Annotated in this window: 18 protein-coding genes and 1 tRNA gene; 6 read left to right on the top strand and 13 right to left on the bottom strand. The window is 66.4% G+C overall.

Translation table 11 applies throughout. The features are described from left to right. Positions 1–27: 27 nt before the first annotated feature. The 6 genes from ABLE91_RS19935 to ABLE91_RS19910 form a co-directional block, all read right to left on the bottom strand. A complete protein-coding gene (locus ABLE91_RS19935; RefSeq protein ID WP_348933643.1) occupies positions 28–306 on the bottom strand; it encodes an HU family DNA-binding protein in 279 nt (92 codons plus the stop codon). 209 nt (positions 307–515) lie between these two features. Next, positions 516–2,933 carry an endopeptidase La gene (gene lon / locus ABLE91_RS19930; protein ID WP_348933641.1) on the bottom strand — a complete coding sequence of 806 codons (2,418 nt, stop codon included), beginning with the start codon at positions 2,931–2,933 and terminating at the stop codon, positions 516–518. A 309-nt stretch (positions 2,934–3,242) separates the two neighbouring features. Next, complete coding sequence (gene clpX / locus ABLE91_RS19925) at positions 3,243–4,511, bottom strand: ATP-dependent Clp protease ATP-binding subunit ClpX (protein ID WP_348933639.1); 1,269 nt, start codon at positions 4,509–4,511, stop codon at positions 3,243–3,245. Between the two features lie 411 nt (positions 4,512–4,922). After that, a complete protein-coding gene (locus ABLE91_RS19920) occupies positions 4,923–5,555 on the bottom strand; it encodes an ATP-dependent Clp protease proteolytic subunit (protein ID WP_348933638.1) in 633 nt (210 codons plus the stop codon). 74 nt (positions 5,556–5,629) lie between these two features. Beyond that, positions 5,630–6,979, bottom strand: a complete 1,350-nt coding sequence (gene tig, locus ABLE91_RS19915) for a trigger factor (RefSeq protein WP_348933637.1) — start codon at positions 6,977–6,979, stop codon at positions 5,630–5,632. Positions 6,980–7,078: 99 nt separating this feature from the next. Then, positions 7,079–7,163, bottom strand: a tRNA-Leu gene (locus ABLE91_RS19910). 278 nt (positions 7,164–7,441) lie between these two features. Here ABLE91_RS19910 and ABLE91_RS19905 point away from each other — a divergent pair. Next, entirely contained in the window at positions 7,442–8,710 is a 1,269-nt protein-coding gene (locus ABLE91_RS19905; protein ID WP_348933636.1) for a multicopper oxidase family protein, read from the top strand. Positions 8,711–8,953: 243 nt separating this feature from the next. Here ABLE91_RS19905 and ABLE91_RS19900 read toward each other — a convergent pair whose 3' ends face one another. Further along, the gene (locus ABLE91_RS19900; protein ID WP_348933634.1) at positions 8,954–10,447 is read right to left on the bottom strand and encodes an NAD(P)H-hydrate dehydratase; all 1,494 of its coding nucleotides are present in this window, start codon (positions 10,445–10,447) and stop codon (positions 8,954–8,956) included. Positions 10,448–10,657: 210 nt separating this feature from the next. Between ABLE91_RS19900 and ABLE91_RS19895 the strand changes: the two genes are divergently transcribed. Together ABLE91_RS19895 and glnA are read left to right on the top strand one after the other, a co-directional pair. Further along, positions 10,658–10,996, top strand: coding sequence for a P-II family nitrogen regulator (locus ABLE91_RS19895; protein ID WP_127089799.1), 339 nt, complete (start codon positions 10,658–10,660; stop codon positions 10,994–10,996). Positions 10,997–11,043: 47 nt separating this feature from the next. Next, complete coding sequence (glnA, locus tag ABLE91_RS19890; RefSeq protein ID WP_348933633.1) at positions 11,044–12,453, top strand: type I glutamate--ammonia ligase; 1,410 nt, start codon at positions 11,044–11,046, stop codon at positions 12,451–12,453. 89 nt (positions 12,454–12,542) lie between these two features. Here the strand turns inward: glnA and ABLE91_RS19885 are convergent, their stop codons facing one another. Continuing rightward, positions 12,543–14,078 carry a tripartite tricarboxylate transporter permease gene (locus ABLE91_RS19885; RefSeq protein WP_348933631.1) on the bottom strand — a complete coding sequence of 512 codons (1,536 nt, stop codon included), beginning with the start codon at positions 14,076–14,078 and terminating at the stop codon, positions 12,543–12,545. A gap of 9 nt (positions 14,079–14,087) precedes the next feature. Continuing rightward, positions 14,088–14,633: a tripartite tricarboxylate transporter TctB family protein gene (locus ABLE91_RS19880; protein WP_348933630.1), complete on the bottom strand. Its 546-nt coding sequence runs from the start codon at positions 14,631–14,633 to the stop codon at positions 14,088–14,090. Positions 14,634–15,073: 440 nt separating this feature from the next. On the opposite strand from ABLE91_RS19880, the gene ABLE91_RS19875 reads away from it, so the two are divergent. Continuing rightward, complete coding sequence (locus ABLE91_RS19875; protein WP_510181976.1) at positions 15,074–17,059, top strand: PhoX family protein; 1,986 nt, start codon at positions 15,074–15,076, stop codon at positions 17,057–17,059. A gap of 36 nt (positions 17,060–17,095) precedes the next feature. On the opposite strand, the gene ABLE91_RS19870 is transcribed toward ABLE91_RS19875, so the two are convergent. Then, complete coding sequence (locus tag ABLE91_RS19870; RefSeq protein WP_348933628.1) at positions 17,096–17,440, bottom strand: AzlD domain-containing protein; 345 nt, start codon at positions 17,438–17,440, stop codon at positions 17,096–17,098. Beyond that, positions 17,437–18,204: an AzlC family ABC transporter permease gene (locus tag ABLE91_RS19865; protein ID WP_348933626.1), complete on the bottom strand. Its 768-nt coding sequence runs from the start codon at positions 18,202–18,204 to the stop codon at positions 17,437–17,439. Before ABLE91_RS19865 ends, ABLE91_RS19870 begins: the two co-directional genes overlap by 4 nt. A gap of 181 nt (positions 18,205–18,385) precedes the next feature. Between ABLE91_RS19865 and pabB the strand changes: the two genes are divergently transcribed. After that, positions 18,386–19,777: an aminodeoxychorismate synthase component I gene (gene pabB, locus ABLE91_RS19860; RefSeq protein WP_348933624.1), complete on the top strand. Its 1,392-nt coding sequence runs from the start codon at positions 18,386–18,388 to the stop codon at positions 19,775–19,777. After that, positions 19,774–20,559, top strand: a complete 786-nt coding sequence (locus ABLE91_RS19855) for an aminotransferase class IV (RefSeq protein ID WP_348933622.1) — start codon at positions 19,774–19,776, stop codon at positions 20,557–20,559. The genes pabB and ABLE91_RS19855 overlap by 4 nt, the downstream gene beginning before the upstream one ends. A 169-nt stretch (positions 20,560–20,728) precedes the next feature. Here ABLE91_RS19855 and lpdA read toward each other — a convergent pair whose 3' ends face one another. Together lpdA and ABLE91_RS19845 are read right to left on the bottom strand one after the other, a co-directional pair. Then, complete coding sequence (gene lpdA / locus ABLE91_RS19850; protein ID WP_348933620.1) at positions 20,729–22,144, bottom strand: dihydrolipoyl dehydrogenase; 1,416 nt, start codon at positions 22,142–22,144, stop codon at positions 20,729–20,731. Next, complete coding sequence (locus tag ABLE91_RS19845; protein WP_348933619.1) at positions 22,137–22,718, bottom strand: nucleoside 2-deoxyribosyltransferase; 582 nt, start codon at positions 22,716–22,718, stop codon at positions 22,137–22,139. The genes lpdA and ABLE91_RS19845 overlap by 8 nt, the downstream gene beginning before the upstream one ends. Positions 22,719–22,720: the final 2 nt, after the last annotated feature.

The raw sequence follows: 22,720 nt of genomic DNA, 5'->3' as shown, positions 1-22,720 counted from the left end.
CGCGCGCGCCCTTACGGGAAAGTCACATCAGCCGTTGACGGCTTCCTTCAGGCCCTTGCCGGGCGTGAACTTCGGCGCCTTGGACGCGCTGATCTTCACCGGCTTGCCGGTGCGGGGATTGCGGCCCTCACGAGCGGCGCGGGTGACCACGGAGAAGCTGCCGAAGCCGATGAGCTTCACTTCCTGGCCCTTCTTCAGGGCGTCGGCGATGATCTCGAACGTCGCGTCCACCGCGGCCTGCGCAGCCGCCTTCGTGAGCTTGGCCTCGTCGGCCACCGCGGCGATCAGTTCGTTCTTGGTGGTCATGTGACCGTTCCTTCCGTTGTTGTCCTCGAATCGTAAAAGGCGTCGCCCAAAACGATCGGCGGGAAAATTTACGGAAAATGCGGCTTTTGCAAGCGAGATCCGCTCCAAACCCGCATAAATACACGATTTCGGGCGCTTGACTTTAACCCAAGAAAAAGGGCGGCGCGGGTTTCGCGCCGCCCTTGCGAGCGTTAAGCCGTTGAAAAAGCTCAGTGTGCGACCATACCTGCCGCATCGTCGCCCGGAACCACGGCTTCCACAGGTCTTTCGACCCATTCGATGGGTTCGGGACGCCGCACCAGCGCATGGGCGAGAACCTCATCCATGCGAGACACCGGAACGATCTCCAGCGCGTTCTTCACATTCGCCGGGATGTCCGCCAGGTCCTTGGCGTTCTCCTCGGGAATGAGGACGAGCTTGATGCCGCCGCGCAGGGCCGCAAGGAGCTTCTCCTTGAGGCCGCCGATGGGCAGCACACGCCCGCGCAGGGTGATCTCGCCGGTCATCGCCACGTCGCGGCGCACGGGGATGCCCGTGAGCACGGAGACGATGGTGGTGGCCATGGCGACACCCGCCGACGGCCCGTCCTTCGGGGTCGCCCCCTCGGGAACGTGGACGTGGATGTCGCGCCGCTCGAACAGGGGCGGCTCGATGCCGAAGTCCACCGCCCGCGAGCGGACGTAGGACGCCGCCGCGGAGATGCTCTCCTTCATCACGTCCCGCAGGTTGCCGGTGACGGTCATCTTGCCCTTGCCGGGCATCATGACGCCTTCGATGGTCAGCAGCTCGCCGCCCACCTCGGTCCAGGCAAGGCCCGTGACGACGCCGACCAGGTCCTCGCCCTCGATCTCGCCATAGCGGAAGCGCGGCACACCGAGGAAGTCCTCGAGATTCTTCTCGGTGACCTTCACGGACTTGCGCTTGGAAACCACAAGCTCCTTCACCGCCTTGCGGACGAGGTTGGAGATCTCGCGCTCCAGGTTGCGCACGCCCGCCTCGCGGGTGTAGCGGCGGATCAGCGTCATGAGCGCGCCATCGTCGATGGACCACTCCTTCGGCTGCAAACCGTGCTTCTGCACCGCATTGGGGATGAGGTGCTTGCGCGCGATCTCCGCCTTCTCGTCCTCGGTGTATCCGGCGATGCGGATCACTTCCATGCGGTCGAGAAGCGCCGGCGGAACGTTCAGCGTATTGGCGGTGGTCACGAACATCACGCTCGAGAGGTCATAGTCGACCTCCAGATAGTGGTCGTTGAAGGTCCCGTTCTGCTCCGGGTCCAGCACCTCCAGCAGCGCCGCCGAGGGGTCGCCCCGGAAGTCCGCGCCCATCTTGTCGATCTCGTCCAGGAGGAAGAGGGGGTTGGCCTTCTTCGCCTTGCGCATGGACTGGATGACCTTGCCCGGCATGGAGCCGATATAGGTCCGCCTGTGACCACGGATCTCGGCCTCATCCCGGACGCCGCCCAGCGACACGCGCACGAACTCGCGGCCCGTCGCCTTGGCGATGGACTTGCCGAGCGAGGTCTTGCCGACGCCCGGAGGGCCGACGAGGCACAGGATCGGGCCCGTGAGCTTGTTGGCGCGGCTCTGCACGGCCAGATACTCGACGATGCGCTCCTTGACCTTGTCGAGGCCATAGTGGTCGCTGTCGAGGATCGACTGGGCGAAGTCGAGGTCCTTCTTGACCTTGCTCTTCACACCCCACGGGATGGAGAGCAGCCAGTCCAGATAGTTGCGCACCACCGTCGCCTCGGCGGACATGGGCGACATCTGGCGGAGCTTCTTCAGCTCGTGCGTCGCCTTCTCCCGCGCTTCCTTCGACAGCTTGGTGCGCTTGATGCGGTCTTCCAGCTCCTGGAGATCGTCGCGACCGTCCTCGTCGCCCAACTCCTTCTGGATCGCCTTCATCTGCTCGTTGAGATAGTACTCGCGCTGGGTCTTCTCCATCTGGCGCTTCACCCGCGTGCGGATGCGCTTCTCCACTTGGAGCACGGAGATCTCGCTCTCCATGAGGCCCAGCACCTTCTCGAGCCGGTCGGCGACCTTGATGGTCTCCAGCACGCCCTGCTTGTCCGGGATCTTCACGGCGAGGTGCGAGGCGATGGTGTCCGCGAGCTTGGAATGGTCGTCGATCTGGCCGACGACACCCACCACCTCGGGGGACACCTTCTTGTTGAGCTTCACATAATTCTCGAACTCGTTGACCACCGAGCGAGCCATGGCTTCCGCCTCGACCCGGTCGCCGACCTCGTCATCGAGCGTGATCGCCTCGGCCTCGTAGAGGTCCGAGCGGTCGGTGTACTGGACCACCTGGGCACGGGTGACGCCTTCCACCAGCACCTTCACGGTGCCGTCGGGCAGCTTCAGGAGCTGCAGGACGGTCGCCAGCGTGCCGACGCGGTAGATAGCGTCGGGAGCCGGATCATCGTCCGAGGCGTTCTCCTGGGTCGCCAGGAGGATGTACGTGTCGCCGCGCATCACCTCTTCAAGGGCGCGAATGGACTTCTCGCGACCCACGAACAGGGGAACGATCATATGCGGGAAGACGACGATGTCCCGCAAAGGCAGAACCGGGAACGTCTGGGAGACACCCGGGACCAGCGGTGGGCGCGGCTTCTGGCTCGTCATGACCCAATCCTTTCTATTGGCGCAGGCGCAGGCGAACGCATGTCCGCCTGCGGAGCGCAGCCGGGACGGGAGCGGGATTTCAATGCTGGAGCGGCTGGACGGCCGCGAGAGGCACGAGCACCGAGCCCGGAGACCGGATTCTTCAAAACATAAATGGAAAGCGCCGGGGCGGGTTTCAAGGTGCGCTGCAGCGCTGTCCACGGGGCAATGCCGCCGGCCGTCTTGGCGATGGTCGTCTTGGCCGTGCGGACGAGCCCCACCCCCGCTTCAGCGCTTGCCGCGCTGAGACGGGGTGTGGGGCGCGCGGGGTCACGCACTGGCGCCCGCGTCGCCGACCCGATCGGCGTAGATATAGAGCGGCCGGGCGTTCTGCTCGACCACTTCCTTGCTGATCACCACCTCTTCGACGCCTTCCAGGCCGGGAAGGTCGAACATGGTGTCCAGCAGGATGCCTTCCATGATGGAGCGCAGGCCGCGGGCGCCGGTCTTGCGCTCGATGGCCTTGCGGGCAATGGCGCCCAGCGCCTCCTCGTGGATGGTGAGGTCCACGCTCTCCATCTCGAACAGGCGCTGATACTGCTTCACCAGCGCGTTCTTCGGTTCGGAGAGGATCTGCTTGAGCGCGGCCTCGTCGAGGTCGCCCAGCGTCGCCAGCACCGGCAGGCGGCCGATGAATTCGGGGATCAGGCCGTATTTCAACAGATCCTCGGGCTCCACTTCGCGGAACACCTCGCCCGGCCGGCGGTCCTCGACGGACGCCACCTTGGCGGCGAAGCCGATGGAGGTGCCGCCCTTGCCACGGGCCGCGATGATCTTGTCGAGGCCGGCGAAGGCGCCGCCGCAGATGAACAGGATATTCGTGGTGTCCACCTGCAGGAATTCCTGCTGGGGGTGCTTGCGGCCGCCCTGGGGCGGCACGGACGCCACGGTGCCTTCCATGATCTTCAGCAGCGCCTGCTGGACGCCCTCGCCCGACACGTCGCGGGTGATGGAGGGGTTGTCCGACTTGCGGCTGATCTTGTCGATCTCGTCGATGTACACGATCCCGCGCTGCGCCCGCTCGACATTGTAGTCGGCCGCCTGGAGCAGCTTGAGGATGATGTTCTCCACGTCCTCGCCCACATAGCCCGCTTCCGTGAGCGTCGTGGCGTCGGCCATGGTGAAGGGCACATCAAGGATGCGCGCCAGCGTCTGGGCCAGCAGCGTCTTGCCCGAGCCGGTAGGCCCGATCAGCATGATGTTGGACTTCGCCAGTTCCACGTCGCCGTGCTTGCTGGCGTGGTTAAGGCGCTTGTAATGGTTGTGCACCGCCACCGAGAGCACTTTTTTCGCGTGGTCCTGGCCGATGACATAGTCATCGAGGACCTTGCGGATCTCCTTCGGGGTCGGGATGCCGTCCCGCGACTTCACCAGCGAGGACTTGGATTCCTCACGGATGATATCCATGCACAGCTCGACGCACTCGTCGCAAATAAAGACCGTAGGTCCCGCGATGAGCTTGCGGACCTCATGCTGGCTTTTGCCGCAGAACGAGCAGTAGAGCGTGTTCTTGCTGTCGCTGCCGCCGGTCTTGCTCATCTTCATTTTCCTCCGGCCCCCCTCCGCGCACCGGACGTGCCCGAACCGAGGAACCCAATGCGAAAGGTGCGACGGCGTTACCGTCTCATCCTCCCGGTCCGACCCCACGGCCGGAACTCAGCCAATCATCCTCCGACACTCCAATCAAGGCATATGCATGGATTATGCCCATCCGGCTTACCCGAGGATCGCACTCCGCTCAATGCCGAGACCGCCGCAAGATGCGCCCGGTCCCTGCATAAGCAACGCGGGAAACCCCTGCGCGGGTTCAAAAGACCGCGCAGCTTCGTGATGAAGCGGACGTATCCGCCGAGCGGAATGCAGTGCAAGCCGGCTCATGTTTCCATGCAAGCGCGATCTTGCACTGCACGCAAGGGCCCTGCGGCATTCCCGCCGTGCAAAATCGGAAGGTCAGACCTTCGCTGCCTCCTCGACAGGACGCTGATCGATCACGGAATCGAGGAGACCAAAGTCCTGCGCAGCGCTGGCAGTCATGAAATTATCGCGCTCAAGGGCTTCCTCGATCTTACCGATCGGCTGGCCGGTGTGCTTCACATAAATTTCATTCAGCCGCTGCTTCAGGCTCATGATCTCCTTGGCATGGAGCATGATGTCCGTGACCTGGCCCTGGAACCCGCCGGAGGGCTGATGGACCATGATTCGCGCATTCGGAAGCGCGAAACGCAGTCCCTTTTCGCCAGCGGTCAGCAGAAGCGAGCCCATGGAGGCCGCCTGGCCGATGCAGAGCGTGGACACCGGGGGACGGATGAACTGCATGGTGTCGTAGATGGCGAGGCCCGACGTCACCACGCCCCCGGGGGAGTTGATGTACATCGAAATCTCTTTCTTGGGGTTCTCCGCCTCAAGAAACAGAAGCTGGGCCACCGCCAGCGTGGACATGCCATCCTCCACCGGCCCGGTGAGGAAGATGATGCGCTCCTTCAGCAGGCGCGAATAGATGTCGTACGCGCGCTCGCCCCGGTTGGTCTGCTCGACCACCATGGGCACGAGGTAGTTCATGTAGGTATCAACGGGATCGCGCATCTTGGGTCCTCGGCGCGGACGCCCCGAAGGCACGCCGCGCGCTTTTCGTCACAGTGGAGGCAAGCGGCCTGGGATCAGGCCGCCTTTTCCTCATCCTCCTTGTAGAGCTCCTCGCGCGAGACCGGCTTTTCGGTCACGCTCGCAAGCTCCAGGAGGAAGTCGACGACCTTCTCTTCGAAGAGAGGGGCCCGGACGGACGCCATCGCCTGGGGGTTACGGCGATAATAGTCCCAAACCTGCTGCTCTTGACCCGGGAATTGCCGCGCCCGCTCCACCACCGCGCGCGTCACTTCGTCGTCGCTGACCTGTATATTGTTGCGCTCCCCGATCTCCGCAAGCACCAGCCCGAGGCGCACGCGGCGCTCGGCGATCTTCTGGTAATCGGCGCGCGCTTCGTCCTCGGTGGTGCCTTCGTCAGCGAAGGTGCGGTTCTGCGCGGTGAGATCCTGCTGCACCTGGCCCCACACGCCGTCGAACTCCTGGGACACCAGGGTCGGGGGCACGTCGAACTTGTGCATGCCGTCGAGCGCGTCGAGAAGCGCGCGCTTCACCTTCTGGCGGCTCACGCCGCTGTGCTCCTGGGACAGGCGGGTGCGGATCTGCTCCTTGAGCTTCTCCAGGCTCTCCTGGCCGAGGGACTTGGCGAACTCGTCATCGGGCGTGAAGGCGCCGGGGGCCTCCACCAGCGAGACGGCCACCTCGAAGGAGGCATCCTTGCCGGCCAGCTCACGGGCGGCATAGGCCTCGGGGAACGTCACCTTCACGGTGCGCTTGTCGCCGGCCGTGACGCCGGCAAGCTGATCCTCGAAGCCGGGAATGAAGCTGTTGGAGCCGAGCACCACCTGGATGTTCTCGCCCGTGCCGCCTTCGAAGGCCACGCCGTCGATGGAGCCCACGAAGTCCACGGTGACGCGGTCGCCGCTCTCGGCCGCAGCGTCCTTGACCGCGAAGGGACGGTTGGCGTCGGCGAGGCGGGTCAGGGTCTCCTCGACCTCCGCGTCGGCCACCTCAACCACCTGCTTCTCGATGGAGATGTCCTTGAAGTTGCCGAGCTCGATCTTCGGCAGCACTTCCAGCTCGACCGTGTAGGTGAGATCGCCGGAGCCCTCGATGATGCGGAGCACCTCGGTCTCGTCCTGCGGCAGCTCGACGCGCGGCTGGAGCGCGAGGCGCAGACCGCGCTCCTCGACGATCTTGCCGTTGGCCTCGGTCACGGCCTGCTCGATGACTTCCGCCATCACCGACTTGCCGTAGACCCGCTTCAGATGGGCCACCGGAACCTTGCCGGGACGGAAACCCTTGAGCTGGACGCGATCCTTCAGCTCGATCAGCCGGTCATTGGCCTTGGCGTCGAGCTCGGAGGCCGGGAGCACCACGCGATACGCGTGCTTGAGGCCGTCCACCTGCGTTTCAGTCACCTGCATCGTCTTGCCTTCGTTCATCTCCGCCGGGGCGGCTCTTTGACGTAAAAATAGGGCACGCCTCGTCGGGAGACGCGGGACGCCGCCTCGAATCGGGCTGCATGGTGCGGGCGGAGGGTTTCGAACCCCCACGACTTTCGTCACGGGAACCTAAATCCCGCGCGTCTACCAGTTCCGCCACGCCCGCGCCGTCCGGCTCTAGGCACGGCTCACCGGGTGCGCGCTTCATTTGAATCGGCACCGACCGGGTTGGGGCTTATATCACGCCGGGTTTGGCGCGCAGCAAGAAAAAGCGGGTTAAAGAGCCGGCATCCATTTCCTTGGGGAATTCTGCTTCCCTGCGGGTTTGCAAGAGAAGGAAGCAGGCCGCTTAGGGTCGCAGGGGTAAAGAGGTAAATGCGTCTTGCCCTTTGCGCGTCGGCGGGACAAGGTCGCCACGCTCCAGTCATGCCGAGGAGAGCACTCTTGCGCGTTCGTGGCCCCTCCCGCCGTTCGGTCCTCACCGGAACCGCCGCCCTCGCGTTCGGCAGCGTGCTGCCGCGCCTTGCCTTTGCCCAGGCGACCCCCGCCGCGCCCGCCACCGCCCAGGTGACGCGCCTGCGCGTGGCGACCATGGAGCGCATCGAGCTTGGCGGCTCGACGCCTCTCGCTCTGTTCCAGAACCTCCTGCCCGGCCCGGTGCTGCGAGTGAAGCACGGCGACAAGCTGGCGGTGACGGTGGAGAACACGCTGGAGACGCCGCTCTCCATCAACTGGCAGGGCGTGCGCGTGCCGAACGCACTCGACGGCGTGCCGGGCCTCACCGGAGAGGCCATCGCCAAGGGCGCGAGCACGGACATCTCCTTCGCCCCGCCGGATGCCGGCACCTATCTCTACCGCGCCTTCCAGCCCGAGCTGGCCCAGCGGGCGCTCGCCGGCGCGCTGGTGGTGGAGGAGCCGGGCACCTCGCCTTATGCCTCTGACCATGTGCTGCTGATCCAGTCCTGGGCGCCGGACCCCACCATGAAGGTGCCGCTGCTCACCGTGAACGGCGCCGTGTCCCCCACCTTCGAGGCCCCGGCCGGCGGCCGCTCGCGGCTCAGGCTGGTGAATGCCGGCACGCAGTTCCTGCGCCTGCAGGTGATGGCCTCCTGCTATGTGCTCGCCGTGGACGGCCAGCCCGTGCAGCCCTTCGCCCTGAAGGACGGCCGCGCGCAGCTGACCCCCGGCGGACGCCTCGATCTCGCAGTGGATATCGGCAGCGCCGATCCGATTCCGGTGAATGTGGAGACCAGCCAGCTTCCCATCCAGCTCGCTCTGGTGACGCCGGTGGGCCCCGGCAGCGCGCAGGGCACGCCGCCTCTGCCCGTTCCCGCCGCTCTGCCGTCCAACGGCCTGCCGGACAAGATACCGCTGGAGAAGGCGGCGCGCTTCGAAGTGCCGCTGGGACCGGACAAGGTGGGCCTGTCCTCCTTCGAATCCGTGGGCTCGGTCGCGCGCGGGACCTCGGTGGTGCTCGCACTGGTCAACCGCTCCGAGGCGCCCGTGGCCGTGCAGCTCCATGGCGTCCCGGCCCGGCTCCTCGACGGCGCGGACGACGGCTGGAAGCCCTGGTGGCACGACGCTGTCCCCGTCGCGCCCAAGGCGACGGTGCGTGTCGCGCTGGTGGCGGATGCTCCGGGCAAATGGGCCATTGTCGGCCTCCGGGGCGGTGATGGCGCCGTGGTGGCGGCACGCTCGTACGAAGTGAAGTAGCGCCGGAGCGCCCTTCGAGGGCGTTTGTCCTGGACAAGCGAAGCCGCAGGCTGAGCGCAGATCCGGGACCCAGCGCAAGACTCCGGCAAAGTCGGCAATGGCGCGGCCAGCGCTAAAACACGCCTCCGCTGCGCAGCAGCGAAGGCTCATTGAAGTGCCTTCGGCAGTCTTTGCGCTGGGTCCCGGGTTGCATTCCACGCCTACGGCGTTCCATGCTCCCACGACAACAGCTCCAAGGGGGTCTCAGCTCCCCGCCAGATCCGCGAACAGCCGGGCATAGATGCGAGGCAGAGCCTCGGGCAAGTCATCTGCGATGAGGCCGGGGCCGGCCTCCCGTGCCGCCTCGCCATGCAGCCACACCGCCGCACTCGCCGCCTCGAAGGCGGGCATGCCCTGGGCCATGAGGCCGCAGCAGATACCGGCCAGAACATCCCCTGCCCCTGCAGTGGCAAGGTAGGCCGGCGCATTCTCGGCGATGGTGGCATGCCCGTCCGGCGCCGCGACCACCGTGTCCGGGCCCTTCAGGACCACGACGGCGCCCAGGCGCCGTGCCGCCGCGCGGGCGCGGGCCAGCTTGGACGGCGCATCCATCACTGCACTCTCCCCGCCGAACAGCCGGGAAAACTCGCCCTCATGGGGGGTGACAACCGCCGCCTTGGCGCCCGCCAAGGCAGAAGCAAGCGCCTCAGGCGCGCCCGAGAAGCTGGTGAGGGCGCCCGCATCCACCACGAGGCTGCGCGCGGGGCCGGCGCAGGCATCGAGCATGCGGCGCGTGCCCTCCCCGGCCTCAAGGCCCGGCCCGAGCACGATTGCGGTGAAGCGCAGGTCTTCGAGAATCGCGGCCACCTCTTCCGGTACGGAAGCGGGCCGCGCCATCAAGGCCGCGTAAGAGGCCGTATGGACGGACAGGGCATCCGGCGGGCAGGCCACCGTCACGAGCCCGGCGCCGGCCCGGAGCGCGCCCCGCGCGGCGAGGCGCGCCGCGCCCGCGGTCCAGGCGCCGCCGCTCACCGCCAGAGCGTGGCCGCGACGATATTTGTGGCCGCCCTGCGCGGGCACAGGAAAGCTCCCGCCCCAGGCACCGGGGTCGTTCAGCGCGCATTTCGGTGCGATCTGATCCAGCACCCCATTGGGAATGCCGATATCGGCGACCCGGACTTTGCCGCACAGGGCTCTGCCGGGAAAAAGCAGGTGGCCGGGCTTGCGGCGGAAGAAGGTAACGGTCTCCACGGCCTGTGCGGCGGCGCCGCGGACGCGCCCGGTGAGCCCGTCAAGCCCAGACGGCAGGTCCACCGCGACGATGGGCCGCCCGCTCGCCGCCATGCGCTCCACCAAGGCACGGGGCGGGCCTTCCAGATCCCGTCCCAGCCCCGCGCCATAGAGCGCATCGACGATCAGGTCGACGGCCTCAAAGGTGATGTCCTCGGCGCTTTCCACCGGCCCGCTCCAGCGCCTCGCGGCCGCCGCCGCATCGCCGAGGAGCGCATCGCGCCGCCCGAGCAGCGCCACGCGTACCTTGAAGCCGCGCTGGGTGAGCACGCGTGCTGCGACAAAACCGTCGCCGCCATTGTTTCCGGGGCCGCACAGGATGGCGATCCGGGTGGGGAACGGGCGCCGCGCCACCACGTCCGCCACCGCCGTTCCCGCGCGGTCCATGAGGGTGGTCCCCGACGTGCCCCCGGCGATGGCCAGCGCATCCGCCTCCGCCATTTCGGCGGGCTCCAGCAACGCGTTCATTCCCAGCCCTTCCTGCCTAATTCTGACCCAGAGCCATCCCGCCCGCGCGGATTTTTCTGCCTATTTTCCACCCATTATGCATATTATTTGATCATTCATCCGAGATTGCCGTCATCCCGACCCAGCGTTTGCGTCCATGGCACGCATCCTGCTTAACGGGAGGGCGGTGTGACCTGCCGGCGGCAGGCCAGGCCACGGGAGACGGAGCGCATGAAGAAGATCGAGGCCATCATCAAACCCTTCAAGCTCGACGAAGTGAAAGAGGCATTGCAGGACGTTGGATTGCAGGGCATCACCGTCACGGAAGCAAAGGGCTTCGGGCGCCAGAAGGGCCACACGGAACTGTATCGCGGTGCCGAATACGTGGTCGATTTTCTTCCCAAGGTGAAGATCGAGGTCGTCCTCGCCGATGATATGGTCGAGAAGGCCGTGGACGCGATCCGCCGCGCCGCCCAGACCGGCCGCATCGGGGACGGAAAAATCTTCGTTTCCAGCATCGAAGAGGCGATCCGCATCCGGACCGGAGAATCCGGCCTCGACGCCATCTGACGCTTCAATTACCAAACAACCTGTCTCTGCAAGAAAGGCAGTTGCAAATGACAACGGTCAAGGACGTCTTCGATTCCATCAAGGCGAACGACGTAAAGTACGTCGACCTGCGATTTACCGATCCGCGCGGCAAGTGGCAGCATGTCACTTTCGACCTCTCCATGGTGGATGAGGAGCTGTTCTCCGAAGGCACCGCCTTCGACGGTTCCTCCATCGCCGGCTGGAAGGCCATCAACGAATCCGACATGCAGCTTTTGCCGGACCCGGCCACGGCGTGCATCGATCCGTTCTTCTCCGAAACCACCATGTCCATCGTCTGCGACGTGCTGGAGCCGACCACGGGCGAGCCCTATGCCCGCGACCCGCGCGGCATTGCGAAGAAGGCCGAGGCGTACGCCAAGTCCACCGGCGTCGGCGACACGGTCTATTTCGGCCCCGAAGCCGAGTTCTTCATTTTCGACGACGTCCGCTTCAAGGCCGACCCGTACAATACCGGCTTCAAGCTCGATTCCATCGAGCTGCCGATCAACGGCGACACGGACTATGAGGGCGGCAATCTCGGCCACCGCGTGAAGACCAAGGGCGGCTACTTCCCCGTGCCCCCCATCGACAGCGCGCAGGACATGCGCTCCGAGATGCTCGGCGCCATGGCCAAGATGGGCGCCCGCGTCGAGAAGCACCACCACGAGGTGGCCTCTGCCCAGCACGAGCTCGGCCTGAAGTTCGGCCCCCTCGTCACCATGGCCGACCACCTGCAGATCTATAAGTACTGCATCCACCAGGTGGCCAATATCTACGGCAAGACGGCGACCTTCATGCCGAAGCCGGTGTTCGGCGACAACGGCTCGGGCATGCACGTCCACCAGTCCATCTGGAAGGACGGCAAGCCGCTCTTCGCCGGCGACAAGTATGCCGACCTCTCCCAGGAATGCCTGTGGTACATCGGCGGCATCATCAAGCATGCGAAGTCGCTGAACGCCTTCACCAACCCGCTGACCAACTCCTACAAGCGTCTGGTCCCGGGTTATGAGGCGCCCGTGCTGCTCGCCTATTCGGCGCGCAACCGCTCGGCCTCCTGCCGCATCCCCTACACCAACAACCCGAAGGCCAAGCGCGTCGAGGTCCGCTTCCCCGATCCGGGCGCGAACCCCTACCTCGCCTTCTCGGCCCTCTTCATGGCCGGCATGGACGGCATCCTGAACCGGATCGATCCCGGCCAGGCCATGGACAAGGACCTGTACGACCTGCCCCCGGCGGAGCTGAAGCAGATCCCGACCGTGTGCGGCTCGCTCCGCGAGGCGCTGAAGTCCCTCGAGGAGGACAATGCCTACCTGACCAAGGGCGGCGTGTTCGCTCCCGACTTCATCGAGTCCTATATCGACCTGAAGATGACCGAGGTGATGCGGTTTGAAATGACCCCGCACCCGGTCGAGTTCGAGATGTACTACTCGGTCTGAGCCGGACGGCACACCGAGACAACAGTCTCTCCCAACTGGGGCGCCCTTCGGGGCGCCCCTTTTGTTTTTGCGGGACCGGCAGCTGGCCCTCAGTCCAGTTCGCCGATCGGCTGCGGGGTCGGCGGCACCAGGGGGTTCCCGGATTTTCGCAGCCGGAGGAACACCTGCACCGTGATCAGCACCACCACCAGGAACAGGAAAGCGGCGCTGATGGGCCGCTCCAGGAAGGTCATCAGGTCGCCGCGGGAGATGAGCATCGCCCGCCGGAACGTCTCCTCGAAGCGCGGGCCGAGCACGAAGCCCAGCATGATGGGCGCCGGGTGGAACCCGAGCTGGAGGAGGACATAGCCCGCAATGCCGACCGCCAGGGTCTGGGCCACGGTGAAGAGGTCGTTATTGGCGCTGTAGACCCCGATACAGATGAAGAACAGCGCACTCGGATAGAGATAGCGATAGGGAATGGTGAGCAGCTTCACCCAGATGCCGATCATGGGCACGTTGAGCACCACCAGGATGATGTTGCCGATCCAGAAGCTCGCCACGAGGCCCCAGAAGATGTCCGGGTGCTCCGTGATGAGCTGCGGCCCCGGCGTGATGCCCTGGATGATCAGGGCGCCGAGGATGAGCGCCATCACCGCATCGCCCGGAATACCGAGGCTCATGGTGGGGATGAAGTCTCCCTGGACCGAGGAGTGGGTGGCCGCCTCGGGGCACGCCACCCCCTCGATGGCGCCCCGCCCGAACCGGTGGGGCGTCTTCGAGATCTTCTTCTCCGTGGAATAGGCGACGAAGGAGGCGATGGTCGGCCCGGTGCCGGGGATCAGCGCGCACAGCGAGCCGATGAGCGTGCCGCGGATCATGGCCGGAAAGGCGAGCTTCAGGTCCGCCTTGGTGGGCCGCATGTCCGCGATGCTCACCCTGCTGTGCTCGGTGGAGATCTTCTTGACGTTGTTCACGCTCTTCAGGAACTCGGCGACGCCGAAGATGCCGAGCGCGAGGGCGACGATCTCAATTCCGTCCATCAGTTCGGGGATGCCGAAGGTGAAGCGCGGCTCGCCGGAATTGATGTCCGTGCCCACAAGGCCCAGCAGAAGGCCGAGCACCGTCATGGCGATGCCCTTCAGCGGCGATCCCTTCGCCAGGGTCGCGCCGGCGAGCAGGCCGAGAAGCATGAGCGAACAGATGTCCGCCGGCCCGAACTTCAGCGCGATGGCCACCAGAACCGGCGCGAAGAAGATCATCTCCACGATGCCGAAGGAGGCGCCGACGAAGGAGGAGATGACGGTGACGCCCAAGGCGACGCCGCCCCTGCCTTGCTGCGTCAGCGGATAGCCGTCGAGGCAGGTCACCGCATGGGGCGGATGACATGGCAGGTTGAGGAGGATGGAGCAGATGGCGCCGCCATACTGGGCGCCATAATAGATGCCCGCGAGCATCAGGATGGCGGCCACCGGCTTCATGGCGAAGGTGAGCGGCAGCAGCACCGAAATGGCCGCCATCACGCCCATTCCGGGCAGGACGCCCACCAGGTTCCCGAAGAGGACGCCGACGAAGCACCAGAAGAGGTTTTCCGGCTGGAGGGCGACACCGAAGCCACCCCAGAGATCATTGAGCGCGGTCAGCACGGCGGGCCCTCACCACAACTGCAGGGGAATTTGAAGGGCGTACCAGAACAGCCCGATGAGGATGCCGGTCATGAGGCAGGCGAGGCCCAGCGCACCTTTCCACGACATGGTGCGGTCGCCCATGGCGGAGATGAACACCAGCGAGAAGGTGGCCGGGGCGAAGCCCACATAGGCCGCGAAGAGGACGAAGGAGAGCATGCCCGCGATGATGGCGGAGCAGCCCCGGATATCAGGCAGATGGAAGGTCTCGCCCGGCTCCATCTCCACCGGGCCGCTGCCCTTCAGGAATGCTGAGACGGCGATGGCGCATCCAAGCCCGGTAAGCAGCACGCCGAGGATGATGGGGAAATAGCCCGCACCCATGTGAAAGAGGGTGCCGATCGAATGCGTGCTCCCGATGCAGACGGTCCCGACACCGATCGCGGCCAGGAGCGAACCGCCATAGACGTCCCGCCAGGATAGAAAATGGTGGATCAGGGCGTCGCGCCGCGCGCTGCCTTTAGGGGGTGTGCCGGGCACACCAAGAGAGTCCCGGCCCATGCTGGGTGACGGCATTCGTCTCACTTCCTCCACATGCCGATCTGCGCCGGCCTTCTTGTTTTAGATCCGCGGCGGAAGCTGTGCTTCGCCGCCATGTTGCCCGTAAGGCATGTCTCTCGTCGAAATAAACTGGCGTTAGGTAAGTTTTCCCTACGTAATTTACCAGTTTTCCCTCTCGACGAGATGACGTATCGGCATTTATTACCTTGCGTAATATTTATGCCTTCTGGGTACGTTAAATATATCCAGCGACGTATTCTTATGTCCGGGGGAATTTAAAATGCAAAGGAAACTTTATTTGCAGTGCAACAGAGCGTCAGCATGCTGCGCACATGCGTCCTCAAGCGCCTGATCCAGACGCGTAGCGCGGCCCGCGCGAAGGCGCTGTCACACGCCCCGGTCTTTCGCTAGGTAAGATGGCTCTTCTGTCGGGATGGCCATTGCGAGCGAAACCCATGACCCAGAATTTCGATTCCGAGCCGATGGCGGTCGCCCGCGAGGCGCACGAGGATGCCCCCACCAATCCCTCCACCAGCCCCACCCTCGGCGATGTGGTCGCTGCGCGTTTCGGCCGGCGTGACCTCTTGAAGGGACTGCTCGGTGTCGCCGCCATCGGCGCGACGCTTTCTCCCCTCGCAGTGGATGCGGCGAAGGCGGATACACCCGCCGCCCCCGCCCCCGGCGATGCCAGCCGCTTTCCCTTCCCCGAGCTTACCGCTGCGCCGGATGAGACCATCCATGTGGCGGAGGGCCACGAGGCCCACGTGCTCGTGCGCTGGGGCGACCCCGTGCTGCCCGACGCGCCGGCCTTCGACCCGGCAAACCAGACGCCGGCCGCCCAGGCCATGCAGTTCGGCTACAACAACGACTTCGTGGGCTACATCCCCCGCCCCGGCGCGGACCCGGCCGCGCGCGGGCTGATGGTGGTGAACCACGAATATACCAGCCCCGAATTGATGTTCCCCGGCATCGCCCCCCAGCGCGCCAAGGACGGCTTTCCCGGCATGACGCGCGAGCGCGTGGACATCGAGATGGCCGCCCATGGCGGCTCGGTGATCGAGGTGGCGCGCGAGAACGGTCGCTGGCGCGTGGTGCCCGGCGCACCCGAGGCCCGGCGGATCACCGCGACGACGCCCATGGAGCTTTCCGGCCCTGCGGCGGGTGATGATCTCCTGAAGACCGCCGCGGACCCCACCGGCCGGGCGGTGCTCGGCATGGTCAACAATTGCGCCGGCGGCGTCACGCCCTGGGGGACGTGGCTGACCTGCGAGGAGAACTTCAACCTCTATTTCCTCGGCAAGCCGGACGCGCATCCCCGCCGCACGGCGCTGCGCCGCTATGGCGTTCCCGCGGCCTATTTTGCCTGGGGCCTGTTCCACGACCGCTTCGACATCGAGAAGACGCCCAACGAGCCGAACCGCTTCGGCTGGGTGGTGGAGATCGACCCGCTCGACCCCGCCTCGACGCCCAAGAAGCGCACCGCCATGGGCCGCTTCAAGCATGAGGGCGCAGCCAATGTGGTGAACGGGGACGGCCGCTTCGTGGTCTATCAGGGCGACGACCAGCGCATGGACTATGTCTATCGCTTCGTGACCGAGCGCCCTTACGACCCCGCCAACCGCGCCGCCAATCGCGATTTGCTGGATACCGGCACCCTATCGGTGGCCGTCTTCCATGCGGACGGCAGCGGCGAGTGGCGGCCGCTTGTGTTCGGCCAGGGCCCGCTGACGCTGGAGAAGGGTTTCGCCAGCCAGGCGCAGGTGCTCATCGAGACGCGCCTTGCGGGCGATGCGCTCGGCGCCACCAAGATGGACCGGCCGGAGGATGTGGAGGTCAACCCGAAGACCAATAAGGTCTATGTGATGCTCACCTCCAACGACGCCCGCAAGGAAGACGAGACCAACGCCGCCAATCCCCGCGCGAAGAATGTGTTCGGCCACATCGTCGAGATCACGCCCGCTGGCGGGGACCATGCGGCGGACCGCTTCACCTGGGAGATCCTGGTGAAGTGCGGCGATCCCTCCGTTGCCGACGTGGGCGCCACCTTCTCTTCCGCCACCACCGGCTATGGCTGGTTCGCGAACCCGGACAATTGTGCGGTGGACAGCGCCGGCCGCCTCTGGGTCGCCACCGACGGCAATTCGGCGAAAAGCACCGGCCGCACGGATGGCATCTGGGGCGTCGAGACCGAAGGCGCGGGCCGCGCCACCGCCAAGCGCTTCTTCTCCGTGCCCATCGGCGCGGAGATGTGCGGCCCCTATTTCACGCCTGACGACACCACCTTCTTCGTCGCTGTCCAGCATCCCGGCGAGAGCGAGGACGGGCGCGTCTCCTCCTTCGACGACCCTTCGACCCGCTGGCCGGACTTCCAGCCCGGCATGCCGCCGCGGCCGTCCGTGGTGGCGATCACGAAGGTGGGGGGAGGCCGGGTGGGGACCTGAGGCGCAGCCGGCGTATCGGCTGCGCGAAAAACGTCTTCAGTGCAGTAGCCACCACGCGCCGCCGATGAGCACCAGCTCCCCCACCACCACGCCGGCAAAGACCGAGCGGCGGATGGCGAGAAACGCGCCGATGCCGCACAGGATGCAGACGAGGCGCAGCCAGAGCGGGATATCCACCAGCGGGCCCGTGGGCACGAAGATCAGCCGCGCCACGATGGCGGCGAGAAGGGCGGCGGCCACCGACCGCACCCAGAGCAGCAGTTCGCTGCCCTCCTGAACGCGCCGCCCGGCGATCACCGCCAGGGAACGCCACATCTCCGTGGGCAGGAAGCCCACCAGGATCACGATGAGGATGGCGCTCCATTCGTCGAGATGGATCATGCCCGCTTCCTCCGCATGGCCCGGCCGATGAGATAGGCGAGCGTGCCGCCGCCGAGGCCGCTGATCATCAGGTCCGCCCCGCCGCTCAAGCCGGCCACGAACGGAGTGGTGAGGAAGCCGAAGGCAAGGGCGCACCAGTCGGTCACGCCTTCCGCGCCGCGGATCATCAGCAGGGTGAAGGAGATGGCGGTGAGGAACTGCAGGCCGACGGACATGGCAGGGGGCAGCTCGCCGGCCATCTGGTAGCCGATGGCGGTGGCCGAGATGGAGATGAGCAGGAGGCCGATGCCGAGCCCCATGGTGAAGGTGAACCGGCCGGACGGCGGCAGCTTCGGCAGGAGGCGTTGTCCCTCCGCCCACATGGTCATGGCGACGAAATGGGCGTTGATGAGGTCCTTCCACAAGGCGTTGTGGGTGCTGCGCATGTAGGGCGCGAGCGACACCACCATGGGCAGGAGCCGCATGGAGGACAGCCCCACGGCCAGCGCGATGGGCAGGAGGCCGACGCCGCTGGCGAGTCCGCCCACAAGGATGATCTGCGCCGGAAGCGCCCAGACGAGGAAGGTGGAGAGAAGGCCCGCAAAGAACGGGAAGTTCATGCCCTGGAGCAGGCCGCCATACCCGATATAGCCCGCGAAAAGCACGAAGCCGGGCACGGAGAGGGATTCGCGGAGGCCGGCGACAAACCACAGGAACGTGCTGCGGGGGTGATAGGCGTAGGGCTGTTCCGGGGACGGATGTGGGGTGGGACTTGGGGGAGGCACGGGGACTCGCTCGCAAGGCGCATTCGGGCGCCGTCTGGCTGGAACCTATCAAATCACCCCGCCCGCAGTACCCGCCGCCGACGCAGAGCTGAGCCCGGTTCCATGCGCGGGCGCGCGCAGCTTTCGTTTGGGCATCATATGGTCGTAGAAGGCAGCCTTCCGCGTTCGCCAGAGCCGATCCTTGCGCATCATCCCCGTCCCCTATTGCGACCCGGCCGCGGCCTTCGCGCCGTTCAGCACCGACCCCGTGGCCGCGCTGCTGGAGAGCGCCGCGCGGGACGGTGCGCGCGCCCGCTATTCCTATGTGGCCGTCGAGCCCTTCCGGGTGATCTCGGCGGAGGCGGACGGCGTGCGGGTGGACGGCAGGCTCGTGCCGGAGGACCCATTCTCGGTGCTGGTGCGGGAACTGGCCGCGCTGCCGCCGGCAGAGGGGCCCTGCCCCGTGCCGTTCCGCACCGGCGCGGTGGGTTTTCTCGGCTACGGGCTGGGCCGCCATGTGGAGCGGCTGCCGCTCCCCAGGCCAGACGATGCGCGCGTGCCGGACATGGTGATCGGCCTCTACGACACGGTGATCGCCTTCGATCACGAGGCGCAGGCGGGCTATCTCCTGTCGAGCGGCGCGCCCGAGAATGCGCCGCAAGCGCGGGCGCTGCGGGCGGAGGCGCGGGCCGCCCATGTCATGGCCCGGCTCGGCGTGGTGGGCGATGCGCCCGCCCCGGACTGGAGCCTGCGGGGCTCGTGGGAGAAGGAGCAGCCTCGGGCGGGCGTGGAAGCCGCCATCGCACGCACCATTGCCTACATCCAAGCAGGCGACATCTTCCAGGCCAACATCACCCAGCGCATGCGGGCGGCCCGGCCGGCCGGCCTTTCTGATCTTCAGCTCTATCTGCGTCTGCGGGCGCTGAGCCCCTCCCCCTTTGCGGCGCTTCTCGCATGCGGACCGGACGCCGCCGTGATCAGCGCGTCTCCCGAGCGCTTCCTGCGCCTCTCTCCGGCGGGCGAGGTGGAGACACGGCCCATCAAGGGCACGCGCCCCCGCCATGCCGACCCGGCGCGGGACGCGGCGCTCGCCGCCGAGCTTCTGGCGAGCCCGAAGGACCGGGCCGAGAATTTGATGATCGTCGATCTGATGCGCAACGATCTTGGCCGCGTGTCGGAGCTGGGGAGCGTGAAGGTGCCGGTGCTCAACGGGCTGGAGACCTTCGCCTCGGTCCATCATCTCGTCTCGGTGGTGGAGAGCCGCCTGCGCGCAGGCCTCGGGCCGGTGGACCTGCTGCGCGCCTGCTTTCCCGGCGGCTCGGTGACCGGCGCGCCGAAGATCCGCGCCATGGAGGTCATCCACGAGCTGGAGCCGAGGCCCCGCGGGGCCTATTGCGGCGCCATCGCCTGGATCGGCCTCGACGGGGCGATGGATTCGTCCATCGTCATCCGCACCATCACCCGTTCCGGCGAGACGCTGCTGGCGCAGGCCGGGGGCGGGATCGTGGCGGATTCGGACCCGGCCGAGGAGTATGAGGAGAGCATGGTGAAGATCGCGCCGCTGCTGCGCGCGCTGACGGGGGACGCGCCATGAAGGTCTGGCTGAACGGCGCCGTCCTGGATGCGGACGCGGCGTGCATCGCGCCGGGGGACCGGGGCTTCACTTTGGGCGACGGCCTGTTCGAGACCATGCAGGCGCGGGATGGCGTGGTGCTGCGGCTCGATGCCCATCTGGCGCGGCTCGCGCGCAGCGCGGCGGTGATCGACCTGAACTTGCCCGCCGTCGATTTCCCGGCGGCGCTTGCCGCGACGCTCGCTGCGAACGGGCTTGCATCGGGGGTGCTGCGGCTCACCGTGACGCGCGGTTCCGGCCCGCGCGGGGTGCTGCCGCCGGCCGCGCCTGTCCCGACTGTGCTCATCACGGCCGCCCCCCTCGCGGCGCCCGCCCCGCCCGCGCGGCTGGTCATCGCCCAGATCACCCGGCGCAACGAGTTCTCGCCGCTTTCAGGCATCAAATCGCTGAACTATCTGGACAATATCCTCGCCCGCCAGGAAGCGGCGGCACGCGGGGCGGATGATGCGGTGCTCTTGAACACGCAGGGGCGCGTGGCGGAGACCACTATTGCCAATCTATTCGTGGTGTGCGGCGGAGAGATGCTGACGCCACCTTTGGGCGAGGGCTCCCTGCCCGGAGTCATGCGCGCGGAGGTGCTGCGGCTGGGGGCGGTGGAGCGGGCTCTGATGCCAGAGGATCTTGTACGGGCGGAGGAAATCTTCCTGACCAGCAGCCTCGGCATCCGCTCGGTGGGCGAGATGGAGGGGCGCTCGCTCTCCGACTTTGCGACGGCAGACGCGATGCGGGCGAAGCTGGGGTGAGCGGGCAAGTGCAGAATGATCCCCTCTCCCGCTTGCGGGGGAGGGTTAGGGAGGGGGAAAAGCGCCCTCTCCGCATGGGAAGCGTTGCCAGGAGCAGGCAGACCGGCCTTCGGCCGGCCCCCTCCCCGGCCCTCCCCCGCACGCGGGAGAGGGAGCGAGCGGCGGCGCCTCAGGTGTGGATCACCCGGCCATACGCATCGAGCACGCTCTCGTGCATCATCTCCGACAGGGTCGGGTGCGGGAACACGGCGTGGATCAGTTCCTCTTCCGTGGTCTCCAGATTCATGGCGATGACGAAGCCCTGGATCAGCTCGGTGACTTCCGCGCCCACCATGTGCGCACCCAGGAGCTCGCCGGTCTTCTTGTCGAAGATGGTTTTCACCAAGCCTTCAGGCTCCCCAAGCGCGATGGCCTTGCCGTTGCCGACGAAGGGGAAGCGGCCGACGCGGATCTCGCGGCCCTGCTCCTTGGCCTTCTTCTCGGTGAGGCCCACGGAAGCGATCTGGGGCGTGCAATAGGTGCAGCCGGGGATCTTGTTCTTGTCCATGGCGTGGGTGTGGAGGCCCTTGATGGTCTCCACGCAGATCACGCCCTCATGCTCCGCCTTGTGCGCCAGCATGGGCGGCCCGGCCACGTCGCCGATGGCCCACACGCCGGGAACGTTAGTGCGCCCGACGCCGTCGGTCACGATGATGCCGCGCTCGATCTTCACGCCGATGGCTTCCAGGCCCAGGCCGTCCACATTGCCCACCACGCCCACCGCCGAGATCATGCGGTCCACGGTGAGGTCGAGCTTCCCGCCCTTGGCGTCCTCCACATGCGCGGTGAGGCTATCGGCGTGCTTGGTGACGCCGGTCACCTTCGCGCCGGTCATGATCTTCATGCCCTGCTTCTCGAAGCGCTTGCGGGCGTGGGCGGCGATCTCCTCATCCTCCACGGGGAGGATCTGGGGCAGCACTTCCACCACGGTCACGTCGACGCCCATGGTCTTGTAGAAAGAGGCGAACTCGATGCCGATGGCGCCCGAACCCAGCACCAGCAGGGTCTTCGGCATCTTCTCGGGCACCATGGCCTCGAAATAGGTCCAGATGAGCTTCTTGTCCGGCTCCAGGCCCGGCAGCGCGCGCGGGCGGGCGCCGGTGGCGACGATGATGTTCTTTGCGTTGTAACCGCCCCCGCCCAGCGCGCCCTTGGGCGGGTTCTCGGCAGCGGTGACGGAGATCTTGCCCGGCCCGGTGATCGTCGCCGTGCCCCAGATCACGTCCACCTTGTTCTTCTTCATCAGGAAGCCGACGCCGGTGTTCAGCTGCTGGGAGACCCCCCGCGAGCGCTTCACCACCGCCGCCGCGTCGAACGAGACGTTGTCGGCGGAGAGGCCGTAATCCTTGGCGTGCTGCATGTAATGATAGATCTCGGCCGAGCGCAGCAGCGCCTTGGTGGGGATGCAGCCCCAGTTGAGGCAGATGCCGCCGAGATGGGCCTTCTCCACCACCGCCGTCTTGAAGCCGAGCTGGGCGGAGCGGATGGCGGCCACATAGCCGCCGGGCCCGCCGCCGATGATGATCACGTCATAGGTGTCAGCCATTGCCGTCTCCTTGCCGCGCGGCGCGCGGGATGGCAGTCGAGAATTTCAGCGCCTTGAGCGCCGCTTCGAACAAGGTCAGATCGCGCCAAGGATCCGCCACGGGCGCGTCGGGCAGGATCATGGACCAGCCGGCGGCGTTGATCGCCTCGGCCATCATGAGGTTGTCGGGAAGATCGAAATCCTCCACGTGCAAGCCGTCCGAGAGCACCCCGCTATGCGCCGCATCGTGCCCGAGCGCGCGGCGGGTGCGCGCCACCAGATTCTCCGGGTGGCCGCTATAGCCCATCACGGCCTTGCCGAGCGCGAAGCAGAAGCCAAGCTCGAACACTGTGCCAGGGTCCGCGCTCACGCCCCGGAACGGGGTGAGATTGGCGATGATGGCGTCGGAGGCGCGCATCATCTCCACATTCTTCTCGAAGATCAGCCGGCTCGCCTCGGGCGCGTTCACATCGACGCCGCCATCCATGGGGGAGAGCCCATGGAAGCCGTGGCGGGCGCAGGCTTCCACCTTGCGCCGGCTGATCTCGGTCGCGTCGTCCAGGAACACTTCGGGGCCTGCGAGATAGATCTTCATTG

The sequence above is a fragment of the Aquabacter albus genome, assembly GCF_040049275.1.
GTDB lineage: Bacteria > Pseudomonadota > Alphaproteobacteria > Rhizobiales > Xanthobacteraceae > Aquabacter.
Note: the sequence above shows the minus strand (reverse complement) of the source record. Positions and strands in the feature narration are given on the sequence as shown.